This window comes from Veillonella intestinalis, assembly GCF_943193155.1.
Lineage (GTDB): Bacteria > Bacillota > Negativicutes > Veillonellales > Veillonellaceae > Veillonella_A > Veillonella_A intestinalis.
The window spans coordinates 183,724-199,583 of sequence record NZ_CALPDB010000004.1; the positions used below are offsets into that span (position 1 = coordinate 183,724).

A 15,860-nucleotide genomic window follows, 5' to 3' on the forward strand; every position below is an offset into this window, starting at 1 on the left:
CCTCCTTTTAGTATAAGTACATATTGGTGTAAGTACATATTGGTGTAAGTACATAATTATTACTATATTATAGAATTATAGAGCCTTTGTCCTAAGTTCTAGCGTATTGCTAAAGCTAGCACACTATATAAATACTATATAATATAGAAAATATTAAATTTATTGTTTTATTTTACTATATTTAGGACCTTTATGGCAATAAAGATAGTAAAATAAAGAAAAACAGGAATCCGGGGAGGGATTCCTGTTTTTCTTGTAAGGGGAGTGTTAGTGTTAATCAAATGAAATATTGATTACCTATATCGGCCGAACAGGGAGGGTTCAGATTCGATATAGTTCCCTGTAATCAATGATACAGGCAATCCGAATGGGGTATCGGAATTACCATTCATTTGATAATATAATCATAAGCCACCAAAATGAATGGAAAATGAACATTTTGGCGATTTATCGAGTTTTTTTGTGAAAAATTCGTATTTTATTTAATGGACGAAATGGGCAGTAAACCGCTTGATATATATAGCTTGTCAATTATCCTAGGATATTAGTGTACTATAGATTTAATTATATGTCCATTAACCCCGTCAATAATTAATTCATAGGTTAAACCAGAGCGTGTAGCCTTAATTTGATAGAAAGGATGTGTTTGAAATTCCTGTGGGGGTGTACGACTAAAATCATTAGCCGGCATAGCTTTGTTAGTTGTGGTAGTAGGAGCTGCTTCTTTGGTGACAGTTCCTTCCGGTACTGGGTCTACTAATGGGCCTTGATTTCCTATAGATGATTTATGGGTAGCTTCGTTTTTAATAGGCATTTTGAGTGGTGGTAAGGACGCTACATTACCTTCTTCTTCGCCAGGAATCACCATTTTATCAGGATCATTCATCAACTCTTTATCAGTGCTACTTTGACGAGCATGACCTTTGCGGACTTGCGGAGGGACTGGTAAATCATCAAATGCTATGAGGGCAATTTCTTTAAAGGAGAGTTCATTTAAAGAAACGCCTGTATTAATAGCTGTTAGTTCTTTGATACGTTCTTCGCTGAGTAATGTTAAATTGTTGGCGAGAGCTTGTGCTTTTATCATTTCAGAACGGGCAGCTACTACTTTTTCCTGTTCTTCTGCCTTTAGGTAGTCGTGAATCCCATAGATGATGGTACCGATAATACTGACTGCAATGAAGATAGAGAGTATGCGACGAATTCGTCGCGTCGGTGGCTCTGTATCAGTGGTTTCAACAGAAGAAGAGGGTTGTATTAAATGTTTCATGGTAAATCCTTTCCAGAGGCCTCAGCGGTCGTTGTAGGAAATTCCAAAATAAAGCTAGTTGACACATGAGGTTCACTTACAGCATAGGCTTTGGCATGATGTAACTTTATGATGTTTTGTACAAAATAGAGTCCCAGTCCAAGACCTTGGTCTGCTTTTTTAGTACGAGCCTGATCGACTTGATATAAGCGATTCCAAATCTTTGCTAAATCTTCTTGGCTGATGCCAGCGCCATTATCAGTGACGATAATGCGAATGGCTTCATCGGCTTTTTCTAAGGCAATTGTAATAGTATCATTGGTGAATTTAATTGCGTTATCGACTAAGTTGCCAACGGCACGTTTTAAAAATGGAAGATTACCGGTTATGGATAGATTTGGTTCAAGGTTTGCCTGTAAGGTTATCTGTTTTTCCTTACAGATACGTTGATAGCTATCAACGACTTCTTGCATCATTTGACTTAAATCAAGAGGATCTTTTTTTATGTTAGCCATATTATCAAGGCGTGCAATATCAAGTAATTGCGTAACCATAGCTGTCATAAAACGGCTTTGCTGGAAAATATGTTCAAAACTTTCTTTAGCTTCGTCTATAGTATTGATATAGGCTCTGCCAAAATCACTTTCTGCTTGAATAACAGCAATTGGTGTTCGCAATTCATGAGATACATCCGAACTGAATTGCTTTTCTCGCAGTGAGGAGTTTTCTAAACTATCCAGCATGCTATTAAAAGTTTGCGATAGGGCTGAAATTTCATCATGACTATCGACTAATTGTTCAATACGTTGTGATAAGTCGCGTTTTTGTCCGATAGTAGCCGCTGTTTGGGTCATATTACGAATAGGCCGTAAGCCTCGTTTTATAATCCAGTAACCACCACTAGTTCCAATTACTAAGAAGATGACACCACCTAAAATAAGTGACCAGAGCATAATATTGGCAGCACGGCTTGCTGTAGTAGCAGGTAACACACCACGAACCCAACCGTGAAAGGCTGGATCAGCTACTGGGGCATCATAATAGTAGAAGGTCGCATTTTTTACAGTTATTTCTGTAATGTGATGGGGGGAGAGCATACTTTCTGGTGGAAAGCCATCAGGAATAGCCCCTTTAATAGCCACCCCGTTGTCCATATAGAGTACCGTAAAAACACCATCTTGGAAGGGTCTAAAACGCATCAAATTATCGGCTGTGTTGATAACTCGTGATTGCAAGGTACTACGCATTTCAGAGTCTTCCCACAATTGTGTAAATTGTAGAATGAAGACGGATAGCATGAGTAACATAAGGAGCAAAAAGATAGAGTACCAACCAGTGATTTTTAAAGTAATGGGCAATCGGTTAAAAGGATTGCCTAAGAGTCCGTTTTCGTTGCGGACAAAGAGGGAACGAAACCAGTGTCCCATTCCCTGCAAATTTGATTCCTTATTCTTCCACTTTGAACACATAGCCAACACCTCGTACGGTATGAATTAATTTGGCTTCGTCGGCTACGTCAAGTTTCTTACGCAAGTCTTTAATATATACATCTATTAAGTTAGAATAACTTTCATAATCATATTCCCATACATGGTCAAGGATTTGTTGACGGGATAATACGATGTTTACATTACTTGCTAAATAATATAATAGGTCGAATTCTTTGGCTGTTAATACTAACTCATGGCCATGTAAAGTAGCGGTACGACTTTGGCTATTGATTGTCAAAGGACCAGCTTCTAAATCATTGTGAGCATGGTTGTAGCTACGACGAGATAAGGCGTAGATACGAGCAATTAACTCTTCAAATTCAAAAGGTTTTACTAAATAGTCATCTCCACCATGATTAAAACCTTTGATTTTATCTTGAAGGGCATCTTTCGCTGTTAAGAATAAAACGGGTGTTTTATTACCTTCTTGGCGCAAATGTTGTACTACTGTGAAACCATCCATTTTAGGGATCATTACGTCCATTACAACAACATCATAGCTGGATGTATTGATATGGTCTAATGCGGTCTCACCGTCAAAACAGCAGTCTACTGTCATGGACTCTACGCGGAGGCGTTTGGCGATAATATTATTTAACATTTCTTCGTCTTCAACTAGTAAAACTTTCATATAATCACTCCTGTCTTACAGAAATAAGCCTGTTTCACACCCAATATGGAAGGTAACAGACTATAATCAAACACAAATATATTTGATGCTCTTCGTAATTAATTATAACAATTAATTAATAGCAATTTTATGCGCCCAGTATAACGTAAGGGAATGAACTCATTATGAAGAGATATCCTTTGGGCATTAAATTTATGATAACTAAATTGTGCACCTTTGTGTTTTATGCATAGATTAGACGTTTTTTGGACGTTTAAAGGAAAAACAGAAAAAAACAGAAAAAAACGATGATAATGGTTTTCGTTTAGTTATTACTTTTTTCTATTCTGAAATATAAAAGAATAGAATACATATAAAATAAACGTTGATTTACTGGGAAATGACAGTTGTATATGCATTAATTATACCCTAAATTGAAGGGAATTAACTAATTGATATAAATTATCATTTGTGAAGTATGTTTTCAAGTATGAGTAATTGAGTTTGGACAAAAACCTTTAAAAACCGCTATAATTAAGTAACAAGCTATAGGATTGGTATGCAACAGGTATCGCATACCGTTAATAAGACTGTAGGAAGTAGGTACAAGTTTAGGAGGTTATTATGGAACAGTTTGATGTTCTAGTAATAGGCAGCGGCGGAGCTGGCCAACGAGCAGCTTTAGAAGCAGCTCATCAAGAAGGTTTGCGCGTTGCTCTTATTACCAAAATTTTCCCTAGTCGTTCAGCAACGGCTATGGCTCAAGGCGGTATTAATGGCGTATTAAACAATGTAGCAAAAGAAGACACTATTGAAGATCATATCTTTGATACTGTAAAAGGTAGTGACTATCTTGCTGACCAGGACGCTGTTGAATTCTTTATCAGTCGTTGTCCTGAATTAATCAAAGAACTTGATTACTTTGGTGTGCCATTCTCCCGTACTAGTGAAAACAAAATTGCACAACGTAATTTCGGTGGTCAAGCATATCCTCGTACATGCTATAGTGCCGATAAAACTGGTCATGTAATTTTGCATACCTTGTATGAACAATGCTTAAAGGAAAATGTACATTTCCTTCAAGATTGGTACTTATTAGACATCGTAAAAACTGACGACGGCTCTGTAGGTGGCGTTGTTGCTTGGAATATGAAAGAAGGCCGTGTAGAAAAAATCGCTACTACTGCATTAGTAATCGCTACTGGCGGTGCTGGTCGTATGTACTGGACACGTACTTCTAATCCTTACCTTTCTACTGGTGACGGCATGGCAGCTTGCTTCCGCGCTGGTGTAGCTTTGAAAGACCCTGAAATGGTTCAGTTCCATCCAACTGGTCTTGGTAAGAGCGGTATCTTAATGTCCGAAGCTGTTCGTGGTGAAGGTGGTTACCTCTTAAATAATAAAGGGGAACGTTTTATGAAGGACTATGCGCCTAGTAAAATGGAATTAGCACCTCGTGACGTTGTAGCAAAAGCTATCGAAACTGAAATCGCTGAAGGCCGTGGCTTTGGTACTGGTCTTGATGCCTATGTAGTAGCTGACGTTCGTCACTTACCAAAAGAAGTTATTCTTGAAAAACTTCATGGTATTCGTGACTTGGCTATCACATTCGAACATGCTGACCCATTAGTTCAACCAATTCCAATTCGTCCAACTTGTCACTATTCCATGGGCGGTATTGATGTTAACGATTACAAAACTTGCGGTACTTGTGTACCAGGTTTATTTGCTGCTGGTGAAGCTGCTTGTGTATCCGTACATGGTGCTAACCGTCTTGGTGGTAACTCCTTGGCTGACGCTGTTGTATTCGGTAAAGTAGCTGGTGAAGGCGCTGTAGATTATGTAAAAAATAATGCAGCTAAAGACGCTACTAAAGCTCTTAATGATGCAGCTAATAGCTGGGAACAAAAATTCCGCGAAGTAACTAGTCGTACAACTGGTCGTCCTATTGCTGAAATTCGTGATGAAATGGCTCTTTCCATGTGGAATAACGTAGGTATTTTCCGCGAAGAAGCTAAAATGGAAAAAGAATTAGAAACTTTAAATCGCTTGATTGAAGAATATAAAACTTGCTACGTAGGCGATACTAACCGTACGTTCAATATGGCTTTCGTAAATTACATTGAAGTTGGTAGCTTGTTAACAGTAGCAAAAGCTGTTACTTTAGGCGCTCTTCGTCGTAAAGAAAGTCGTGGTAGTCACCTTCGTGAAGATTACACGAAACGTGATGATGCTAACTTCTTGAATCATACTGTAATTAAACTTAAAGAAGATGGCGAATACGAAGTAGGTCAAAGTGAAGTTGTAATTACCCGCTTCGAACCAAAAGAAAGGACGTACTAAGATGAGACAGATTACTTATAATATCCATCGTTATAATGAAGGTCGCTCCTATGTACAGACCTATTCCTTTGACTATGAACCAGATCGTACAATCCTTTGGGGCCTTCAAAAAATTAAAGATACTATCGATCCAAGCTTAACATTCATCGCTGCTTGCCGTAGTGCGGTTTGTGGCGCTTGCTCCATCAAAGTTAATGGTCAAGCTATGCTTGGTTGTGAAAGCAAAATTGACGATATTACTGAACGTTTTGGTAGTGATACGATTGAAATTGCTCCAATCGGTAACTTCGATGTAATCCGTGACCTTGCTGTTGACTGGGAAGCTAAAGTTAACCGTCTTAAAACAGTGGCTCCATGGATTTTCATGAAACCTGAATTTAATCGTGATATGGGTTCTCGTCAAACTCCAGAAGATTTCAAAAAATTTGTTACTAACACAGAATGTATCCTTTGCGGTTGCTGTGCTTCCGAATGTAATAAATTGACTGCAAATCGTGAAGACTTCTTGGATCCATATGTATATACAAAAGCAAATCGCTTTGTTCAAGATTCCCGTGATGTTGCACCAATGGCTCACGTAAATCCTGCTTTTGAAAATGGTCTTTGGAAATGCGTTCATTGCATGAACTGTATCTCCCGTTGTCCAAAACATTTAAAACCAGCTAAAGATATCTCTGAACTTCGTGCAGTAGCTACTAAAGCTGGCTTGACTAATAAAGGTACTCGCCATGCTATCGCATTCCGTGAAGACCTTATTAAAACAGGCCGCTTGAACGAAGTAACAATGAGTCTTAAAACAGATGGTCTTGTAGACTCCGCTAAACAAGGTCTCTACGCTATGCGTCTCTGGGCACATGGTAAGATTAATCCTCTTGAACTTGTAGTTCCACACAAACCAGTTCAAGGTATTAAGGATGTGCGCACCATTGTTAAAGCAGCAGAGGAGGCAGAAAGATAATGAAATACGCATTTTTCCCTGGTTGTGTACTTGAAGGTGCCGCCAAAGAAGATTTTATCGCCACTGTTGCGGTTGCTAAGAAATTAGGCATTCAAATTGAAGAATTAGAAGGTTGGACTTGCTGTGGTGCATCCCATGTTCAAGATATCGACCCATTAGGCGTTCTTGCTACGAATGCTCGTAATATTGCTTTAGCTGAAGCACAAGGCGTTCAGTTAATGACAGTTTGTAACACTTGTACGTTGATGCTTCGTGAAGCTAAAAACGAACTTGATCGCGATGAAACTCAACGCGCTCGCGTTAACAATATTTTAGGTCAAGCGGGCTTAAAATATAAAGGTACTAGCGATGTAACTCATTTCTTATGGGTATTAATTCGTGATTATGGTTTGAACAACCTAAAAGCTAAAGTTGTTAAACCTTTAAGTGGCCTTCGTGTGGCTGAATATTATGGTTGCCATATTCTTCGTCCAGCTGAAGAAACTGGTTTTGAAGATTTCCAAATCCCAACTAGTTTAGCTGACGTAATCAAAGCTATTGGTGCTACACCAATCGACTTCTCTCGTAAGCTTGATTGCTGTGGTTTCCATGCTGTATATCCAGCTCATGATTCCGTAATGCAAATGACTGGTTCCATCAATGCTGATGCAGCTAAAGAAGGGGCTGACTGTGTAGTAACACCTTGCCCACTTTGTCAAATGCAGCTTGATATGTTCCAGAAAGAAGCAAAACAATATGTTCCAAACGACAAAGATATGCCTATTATTCATATGAGTCAGTTAATCGGTTTAGCATTAGGTATTAGCCCTGCTGAACTTGGTATGACTAAACGCCATATGACTAGCACTGCAGCTTTGAATCGTTTCGTAGGTGCATAATATTAGGTAATACAGGTTCTCGTTAGATAGCTTGTACCTATAAAAATCCCCTGTTCATTAAGATGAACAGGGGATTTATTTTTATTAAATTTATATATAATATTTAAAAGATGGGCAAAATGTGTTACTAAAAGATGGATAAAATGTGTTACTAGTTAAAGGCTTTGTATTTTTACATACAGTTTAAGGCAAGGGGATTAGAAACCTAAGTCTTCATTGATGATAATAATCTCCATAATATCCATATTACGCATTTTTTTATAGTAGATTGTTAAGGCATTGCAAATTCGATCAGGTGAAGCACAATCATAACATTTATCTTGACGAATGGCGCAAGGGTTTTTAGTAGATTTTTTGTTTTTTACTACATTTTGTGGCGCGGCAATATTCCGTGCACGATAAATGGCTGAGCTTAGGTCAGGCGTGATTTTATTGATGCCTACAACAAAGAATACTTCTTCTGAACCAAAAAGGGAGCAGGCTACACGATTGCCAGTTCCATCAATATTTACCATTTCCCCTGTTTGGGCTAGGGCATTAACTGAGGTGAGGAATACGTCTCGTTGCATAGTGCGTAACGCAGTTTGGCGAAAGTTTTCACCGTCTAAGGGGCGTTGGATGTCAGTTATCTCTTTATTCTGTCCTTCTAAGGCTTCATAGACCTGTATAGTTTGTAAGGTTCTAGAATCGCCTAAGGCCACTCGTTTATTTTGAATTCGTGATTTTAAATAGGCAATAGCCTCTTGGCGATTTTCAAAATAATGAACTACAAAATTATTGCGTTCCAAATTTTTAATAGTTTTGTTAATATCAATTGTCATTTCATTTGGTGTAGGATTAGTTACTGCATCAATGGTAGTATTTGTATTAGCCATGGGATTCTCCTTAATGGTTATGAAATGGTATATATAGTATATATAGTGTATATTTGTATTGTACCACGATGAATTTATTGTTCCTAGGCGTAAATTTTATCTTGACAGATGAGAAAAATCTGTTTATTATAATATACAACCTTAGTGGACAGAGTATTACTTCAAAAGGACAAACTTGTGGAATTTGTATGTCGTTGAATGTAAACTAAAGACTAATAAGGTTGATTATTTGAGAAGATAGAGAATACTTAGCTGATAAAAAAGAGTGAGAGACATTTGCTAAGTTTTATAATTAAATAAGGTGCTCTTAAACCGTAGAGACGGAGATAAAAATAGGACGTGCACTTACAGAGAGTGAAGGTGGCTGAGATTTCACAGAACGCAGCTTATTAAATGGACCGTTGAGGGCGCTAGGAACGATTGGACACTTTGCTTTTAGCTAGATAGCTAGGTATAAGTAAAAGCAATGCGGATTTTATGTCTGATTTAGTATGTAGCGACGCGACATTGGCGTTAACAATGAGGGGTATGTTAGTACCCTGCGAATGAGAGGGATATGTATGTAATTAGTTACTAGTAGGGTATACTGTAATTATTATAGCTATTCAAACAAGGTGGTACCGCGAGTTTATAAGACCCGCCCTTGGCATGTATTTGCCAAGGGCGTTTTTTTATACCCAAAGGAGAGTAAGTATGAGTTCTATATCATTAGAAGAATTAAAAAGATATCAATCAGAATTTCCTATAGTGCCAATTTACAAAGAAATATTTGCTGATGTACGAACACCTATTTCTGTTTTAAAAGCGTTAAAGAAAGTTAGTAAAACAGCATTTCTATTAGAAAGTGCTGATAATAAAGAGAATTGGGGGCGTTATTCGTTTTTAGGCTTTGATCCGCTATTAGAAATTACGTGCAAAGAATCTGTGATGACAATCAAAGGGGTGACGACACAACAGTTTACTACAACAGCGCCAAATGAAGTGATTCGCCATATTTTAAACGAGTATAAAAGTCCTCAGCTAGCAGGGCTACCTACTTTTACAGGTGGTTTAGTTGGCTACTTTGGCTATGAATATATGAGCTATGCAGAACCTACGCTGCAAGAAGGATTTCAGAGACAAAGGGAGCGATTAGCTAAGGTAGATGAGAGTGTTAAACCGAGTTTTAATGATGTAGATTTAATGCTCTTTGACAAAGTAATTGCTTTTGATCATTACCGCAATAAGATATTTGTAATCGTCAATATTCGGACGGATGAACTGGAGACCAATTATTATAAAGGGCAATTAGAATTGGAAAGTTTGGTTAAATTAGTGGTAGCTGGCGAAGAGGCTGAATTAGCTTCAGGGCAACTTCTTACTGAATTTAAGGGTGAGTTTACAGAAGCTGAATTTATAACAGCTGTAGAGACTGTGAAAACATATATTAAGGAAGGGGATATTTTTCAAGGCGTTCTTTCTAATGGACAGTCAGCAAAGTTTCAAGGCAGTCTGTTAAATGCCTATCGCGTGTTGCGAACTACAAATCCTTCGCCTTATATGTTCTATTTTAGTAGCCCTCAATTAGAACTTACTGGTGCTTCGCCAGAGACATTAGTGAAAGTTCGCCAAGGTCAGGTAGCCACTTTTCCCATAGCTGGTACAATGCCACGAGGGCGGACAGAAGCAGAAGATATAGCATATGAGCAGCAGTTATTGAACGATGAGAAGGAATTGGCAGAGCACAATATGTTAGTTGATTTAGGGCGTAATGATTTAGGCCGTGTATGTCAATTTGGTACGGTACAAGTTGAATCATTGCGAGATGTTCAGCGGTTTTCTCATGTTATGCATATTTGTTCCTCTGTTACAGGTACTTTGCGAGACGGAAAGGATGCGTTAGATGCTTTAAGTGCTACTTTACCAGCAGGCACTTTATCCGGGGCGCCGAAGATACGGGCGGTTCAAATTTTGCAAGACCTTGAAAAATCACCACGCGGTATTTATGCAGGGGCTATCGGCTATATTGATTTTTCAGGTAATATGGATACTTGCATTGGGATTCGCATGGCCGTAGCTAAAGAAGGACAGGTTCTTGTGCGAGCTGGTGCAGGGATTGTGCAAGATAGTATTGCGGAGCGTGAATATGAAGAAACTCGCAATAAAGCTCAGGCAATGATTGAAGCAATTCAAAAAGGAGCAATGGTGACAGCCTATGGTATTACTGATAGATAATTATGATAGTTTTTCCTTTAATTTGTACCAATTAATAGGTTCTATGAGTGCGAAGGTAAAAGTAGTTCGTAGTGATGAACTAACGGTGCCTGAGGTGCTAGCATTACAGCCAAGTCATATTGTATTGTCCCCAGGACCTGGGCGACCTAGTGAGGCGGGCATTTATGAAACATTGATTTCAGAAATAAAAGGCAACATTCCTTTGTTGGGCGTATGTTTAGGGCATCAAGCAATTGCTGAAGCCTATGGCGGTACGATTGGCTATGCTAAAGAGATACTTCATGGTAAGGCCAGTGAGGTTACGCAATTGACGAAATCTGTCTTATTCGAAGATATACCGACTACCTTTCAGGTAGCACGTTATCATTCGTTAGCAGTAATAGGGGATACGTTACCGAATGACTTAGTAATAACAGCTGAGACAGCGGATGGTGAAATTATGGCGTTAGAACATCGTCAATATCCTATTTTTGGAGTACAGTTTCATCCAGAATCAATTTTGACCCCTTGTGGGGCACAATTAATAGAGAATTTTTTAGCCCTATAAATGAGATACGGGTAATACGTTGATAAAAAAGAGAATGAGAAAGAAGAGTGAAAACATGATACAAGAAGCAATCGAAACGGTAATAGAAGGTCGTGATTTGACCTATCAAATGGCTTTGCGAGCTATGCGTGAAATTATGGAAGGGCGAGCAAATGAAGCACAAATGGGGGCTTTGCTTGGGGCTATGCGTTTAAAAGGCGAAAGTATTGATGAAATTACTGGCTTTGCTCAAGGCATGCGTGAAAAGGCGGTGCCAGTAGTTCATGAGCAAGAGGTGTTTGAAATTGTAGGAACTGGTGGAGATAAGGCAAATACTTTTAACATTTCCACTACGGCAGGTTTTGTTATTGCCGCAGGCGGAGTACCCGTAGCTAAGCATGGCAATCGCAGCGTATCCAGTAAATGTGGCGCAGCCGACTGTTTAGAAGCATTAGGTGTTCAATTAGCCGTGCCTAGTAATAGCAATCAGACTATACTGAACAAGGTGGGCATGTGTTTTATGTTTGCCCCTTTGTACCATAGTTCTATGAAATATGCTGCCCCAGTTCGTAAAGCTTTGGGTATTCGCACTGTATTTAATGTGTTGGGGCCTTTAACAAATCCTGCGGGAGCCACTAAACAGTTAATGGGAGTTTATGATAAAAGTCTAGTAGAACCATTAGCGCAAGTGTTAGCTAATTTAGGTGTTCAGCGTGGCGCTGTAGTTCATGGCTTTGATGGGTTAGATGAAATTACAGCTTGTGATAAGACCTATATTTGTGAGATTAAAGAGGGCAAATTAATTTCGTATATTTTAGATCCGGCTGATTATGGTCTAGAGTACGCAAAGCCCGCGGATTTAGTAGGTGGCGATGGTCCTACTAATGCAGCCATTACACGGGCTGTGTTGAGCGGTGAACTTGGTCCGCGGCGAGATGCAGTGCTTTTGAATGCTGGTGTAAGTTTCCATTTAGCAGAACCAAACACCTCTATTGCAGAAGGTATTACAAAAGCAGCACGTTTAATTGATGAAGGTAAAGCTTTGGCCGTTTTGGAGGCTTTAGTAGAAGCTACTAATGAGGCGGTAGGATAAGAGAGGTGACGTATGATTCTTGATACAATTGTGGAAGCAACACGTAGGCGCATTACTAAAGAAAAAAGTGAGAGGGCTTTAGAGGAATTAAAGGTACTCGCTACGTCACTAGCTGATTCAGAGTTGAGTAGAGGACCTTTTTCGTATCCCTTTGAAAAAGCTTTACGGGCGAGCGACATGAATTTTATTTGTGAAATAAAAAAGGCATCACCTTCTAAAGGAGTAATTGCGCCCTCCTTTCCTTTTGAACAGATTGCCAAAGAATATGAAGAAGCAGGGGCTGCGGCTATTTCTATATTGACAGAGCCAGAGTTCTTTAAGGGGCATGTTTCTTATTTAATGCGGATTCGAGAACAAGTTACATTGCCCTTGTTGCAAAAAGATTTTTTTATTGATGAATATCAGATTTATGGGGCAAAAGTATATGGGGCACAGGCCATTTTGTTAATCTGTGCGATTTTAACAGATGAAGAATTACAACGTTTTTATAATTTAGCTGATAGCTTAGGCTTATCTTGCTTAGTAGAAACTCATAGTGCTGAAGAAATAGAGCGAGCCTTAGCCATAGGAGCACGTATTATTGGTGTTAATAATCGAGATTTGCGAGATTTTACAGTCCATATTAAGCATAGTTTAGAATTGCGCCATTTAGTACCACCAGAGGTAATATTTGTGTCTGAAAGCGGTTTGGAATGTGCCAGTCATATTCAGCAATTACGCGAACATCATATACAAGCGGCCCTCATTGGGGAGCATTTCATGCGAGCTCCTAATAAAAAAGCGGCCTTGTCTGATTTATATGGTAGAACTAAACCTGTGATGACTAAAATTTGTGGTTTAAAACGACTCGAAGACATAGCAATTATTAATGAATTGGCGATAAAACCACAGTATGTAGGCTTTGTGTTTGCTAAGAGTTCACGTCAAGTAACAGCGAAGCAAGCTAAGGCATTGGCGGATTGTTTAACGCCAGGGATTCAAAAAGTAGGCGTTTTTGTGGAAGAGTCTGTAGCGCAAATTATGGAAATCGTAAAGATAGTTCCTTTGGATGTAGTGCAAGTATGTGGAGCACAGGCTGAAACAACTGTGAGGGCTTTGCAGCACCATTTATCCATCCCTATTTGGCGGGCCGTGTCTTTGCAGTCTAAGGCAGATTTAATGGCTTGTGAAAGTTCACAAGCGGATTTACTGCTCTTTGATACATATAAGCAAGGCTATAGCGGTGGCACTGGTGAAACTTTTGATTGGACACTTTTAGAAGATTGTAAACGACCTTATTTTTTAGCTGGTGGTTTAGGCACACATAATATTGCCCGTGCTATTCGTCAAGTACAGCCTTATGGGGTAGATATTAGTAGTGGGGTCGAAACAAATCGTGTAAAAGATAAGATAAAGATAGAGCAATTTTTGCAAACGGTATCCGACGTAACCGAAGCTGATAGATAAATAGATATAACTGAAGCTGACAGATAAAAAGATATAACAGAGATATATATGACAATTATATAGCAAGGTGAATTGTGTGAAAGAGGTAAGACTATGACAGAATTTAATCGAAAAGGGCGCTATGGTGAACATGGTGGTCAATACATTCCCGAAATATTAATGAATGCAGTTCTTGAAGTGGAAGCTGCTTATGAACAATATAAAAATGATCCAGCTTTTATTGCTGAATTAGAAGCGTTACAAGTAAATTATACGGGGCGGCCCTCACTTTTATATTATGCAAAGCATATGAGTGATGACTTAGGGGGTGCTAAGATTTATTTAAAACGAGAAGACTTAAATCATACAGGTTCTCATAAGATTAATAATGTTCTTGGTCAAGTTTTATTGGCACAACGAATGGGGAAAAAGCGGATTATTGCTGAAACAGGGGCAGGACAACATGGGGTAGCGGCTGCAACTGCAGCGGCGCTCCTTGGTATGGAATGTGAAATTTTTATGGGTAAAGAAGATACGGAGCGACAAGCACTTAATGTGTATCGTATGGAACTGTTAGGTGCTAAGGTATATCCTGTTACTTCGGGCACTATGACCTTAAAAGATGCGGTAAGTGAAACCTTACGCGAATGGACTCGTCGTGTAGAGGATACTTATTATGCAATGGGGTCAGCTGTAGGGCCACACCCGTTTCCTATGATTGTCCGTGATTTTCAAAGTATTATTAGTAAAGAAGCAAGAGAACAGATTTTGCAAGCTGAAGGTAAACTGCCTAGCATGGTTATGGCTTGTGTAGGCGGTGGTAGTAATGCAATAGGTATGTTTCATCATTTTATTGCTGATGAAACGGTTCAATTGGTAGGTTGTGAAGCGGCTGGTTTAGGCATTGAAACTAAAGAGCATGCAGCTACGTTAGCAAAAGGTACACCTGGTATTTTCCACGGTATGCGCTCTTATTTTGTACAGAATGAATATGGACAGATTGCGCCAGTGTATTCTATCTCAGCAGGCCTTGATTATCCAGGCATTGGACCAGAACACTCCCATTTGCATGATATAGGCAGAGCTACTTATGTGCCGATTACTGATGAAGAAGCTGTTACTGCTTTTGAATACGTTTCACGAACAGAAGGTATTATACCGGCGATTGAAAGTGCTCATGCCTTGGCACATGCTATGAAAGTGGCGCCGACAATGGGACGTGATGAATCTATCATTATTTGTTTATCTGGTCGTGGTGACAAAGATGTAGCCGCTATGGCTAAATATAGGGGGCACGATATTCATGAATAAGACAATGTATACAGACAATTTTGACATATCTACAGCGTTTGCTAAGGGCAAAGCGTTTATTGGCTTTTTAACAGCTGGTGATCCGAGTTTAGAGGCTACTGCGCGCTATATCCAAATAATGGCAGCAGCTGGGGCGGACTTAATAGAGATTGGCATTCCTTTTTCTGACCCTGTTGCTGAAGGGGAAGTTATTCAGCGGGCTTCGGAACGAGCCTTAGCCCAAGGGGCGTTGACCGATGCCATTTTTGATATGGTCGCCACTGTGCGTAAGACAGTGACAATTCCTTTGGTTTTTATGACCTATTTAAATCCTGTCTATGTATATGGGGCAGAGCGATTTTTTGCACGTTGTAAGGAGCTAAATATTCGTGGCATTATTGTGCCAGATTTACCGTACGAAGAAAAAGGTGAAATTGAGTCTGTTGCCAATGCCTATGATGTGACTTTGATTTCTTTAATTGCCCCTACATCGGAGCAACGAATTGAACAAATTACGAAGGAGGCAAAAGGCTTTATTTATTGCGTTTCGTCTTTAGGTGTTACAGGGGTCCGTAAAAATATTACTACCGATGTGGCTAGTTTAGTGACTACTATTAAAAAATATACAGCCATTCCTGTAGCCATTGGTTTTGGTATTGCAGAACCTGAACAAGCTAAAAATATGGCTACCATAGGGGATGGGGCTATTGTAGGTTCGGCGATTGTAAAAATTATTGAAGCCCATGGTAATCAAGCAGATACAGCTTTAGAGGCTTATGTAAAAGCTATGAAAGCCGCTGTTAGTGAAGTTTAATAGAGATATTGAATAGAGAACTGTGAGAAATGTCTAATGAGTAGGCTTTTTACCTACTTGTTAGGCGTTTTTTCATGAAATGTTTAGGTCCATTC

13 protein-coding genes are annotated in these 15,860 nt (G+C 39.2%); 9 read left to right on the forward strand and 4 right to left on the reverse strand.

Annotated elements, in window-relative coordinates:
- Positions 1–544: 544 nt before the first annotated feature.
- The 3 genes from NFR44_RS06095 to NFR44_RS06105 are packed head-to-tail and all read right to left on the reverse strand — an operon-like array spanning position 545 to position 3,370.
- Positions 545–1,270, reverse strand: coding sequence for a hypothetical protein (locus tag NFR44_RS06095; RefSeq protein WP_251442122.1), 726 nt, complete (start codon positions 1,268–1,270; stop codon positions 545–547).
- The gene (locus NFR44_RS06100) at positions 1,267–2,676 is read right to left on the reverse strand and encodes a sensor histidine kinase (RefSeq protein ID WP_251442124.1); all 1,410 of its coding nucleotides are present in this window, start codon (positions 2,674–2,676) and stop codon (positions 1,267–1,269) included. The genes NFR44_RS06095 and NFR44_RS06100 overlap by 4 nt, the downstream gene beginning before the upstream one ends.
- A 19-nt stretch (positions 2,677–2,695) precedes the next feature.
- The gene (locus NFR44_RS06105) at positions 2,696–3,370 is read right to left on the reverse strand and encodes a response regulator transcription factor (RefSeq protein WP_115310675.1); all 675 of its coding nucleotides are present in this window, start codon (positions 3,368–3,370) and stop codon (positions 2,696–2,698) included.
- Between the two features lie 603 nt (positions 3,371–3,973).
- Between NFR44_RS06105 and NFR44_RS06110 the strand changes: the two genes are divergently transcribed.
- Genes NFR44_RS06110 through NFR44_RS06120 form a run of 3 tightly spaced genes read left to right on the forward strand, consistent with a single transcriptional unit; the run spans position 3,974 to position 7,528 of the window.
- Positions 3,974–5,692, forward strand: a complete 1,719-nt coding sequence (locus NFR44_RS06110; protein ID WP_251442126.1) for an FAD-binding protein — start codon at positions 3,974–3,976, stop codon at positions 5,690–5,692.
- A 1-nt stretch (position 5,693) separates the two neighbouring features.
- Positions 5,694–6,650, forward strand: a complete 957-nt coding sequence (locus NFR44_RS06115) for a succinate dehydrogenase/fumarate reductase iron-sulfur subunit (protein ID WP_251442128.1) — start codon at positions 5,694–5,696, stop codon at positions 6,648–6,650.
- Positions 6,650–7,528, forward strand: a complete 879-nt coding sequence (locus NFR44_RS06120; protein WP_251442130.1) for a CoB--CoM heterodisulfide reductase iron-sulfur subunit B family protein — start codon at positions 6,650–6,652, stop codon at positions 7,526–7,528. The genes NFR44_RS06115 and NFR44_RS06120 overlap by 1 nt, the downstream gene beginning before the upstream one ends.
- 197 nt (positions 7,529–7,725) lie before the next feature.
- On the opposite strand, the gene NFR44_RS06125 is transcribed toward NFR44_RS06120, so the two are convergent.
- The gene (locus NFR44_RS06125) at positions 7,726–8,403 is read right to left on the reverse strand and encodes a lactate utilization protein (protein WP_251442132.1); all 678 of its coding nucleotides are present in this window, start codon (positions 8,401–8,403) and stop codon (positions 7,726–7,728) included.
- 693 nt (positions 8,404–9,096) lie between these two features.
- On the opposite strand from NFR44_RS06125, the gene NFR44_RS06130 reads away from it, so the two are divergent.
- The 6 genes from NFR44_RS06130 (at position 9,097) to trpA (ending at position 15,765) form a co-directional block, all read left to right on the forward strand.
- Positions 9,097–10,617 (forward strand): anthranilate synthase component I family protein, encoded by a 1,521-nt coding sequence (locus NFR44_RS06130; RefSeq protein ID WP_251442134.1) that lies wholly within the window; start codon positions 9,097–9,099, stop codon positions 10,615–10,617.
- Entirely contained in the window at positions 10,598–11,164 is a 567-nt protein-coding gene (locus tag NFR44_RS06135) for an anthranilate synthase component II (RefSeq protein WP_251442137.1), read from the forward strand. The genes NFR44_RS06130 and NFR44_RS06135 overlap by 20 nt, the downstream gene beginning before the upstream one ends.
- Before the next feature lie 55 nt (positions 11,165–11,219).
- Positions 11,220–12,236 carry an anthranilate phosphoribosyltransferase gene (gene trpD, locus NFR44_RS06140; RefSeq protein ID WP_251442466.1) on the forward strand — a complete coding sequence of 339 codons (1,017 nt, stop codon included), beginning with the start codon at positions 11,220–11,222 and terminating at the stop codon, positions 12,234–12,236.
- 12 nt (positions 12,237–12,248) lie between these two features.
- Positions 12,249–13,682 carry a bifunctional indole-3-glycerol-phosphate synthase TrpC/phosphoribosylanthranilate isomerase TrpF gene (gene trpCF / locus NFR44_RS06145; RefSeq protein WP_251442152.1) on the forward strand — a complete coding sequence of 478 codons (1,434 nt, stop codon included), beginning with the start codon at positions 12,249–12,251 and terminating at the stop codon, positions 13,680–13,682.
- Between the two features lie 93 nt (positions 13,683–13,775).
- Entirely contained in the window at positions 13,776–14,972 is a 1,197-nt protein-coding gene (trpB, locus tag NFR44_RS06150; protein ID WP_251442155.1) for a tryptophan synthase subunit beta, read from the forward strand.
- Complete coding sequence (gene trpA / locus NFR44_RS06155) at positions 14,965–15,765, forward strand: tryptophan synthase subunit alpha (protein WP_251442167.1); 801 nt, start codon at positions 14,965–14,967, stop codon at positions 15,763–15,765. The genes trpB and trpA overlap by 8 nt, the downstream gene beginning before the upstream one ends.
- The last annotated feature ends 95 nt before the right edge of the window (positions 15,766–15,860 follow it).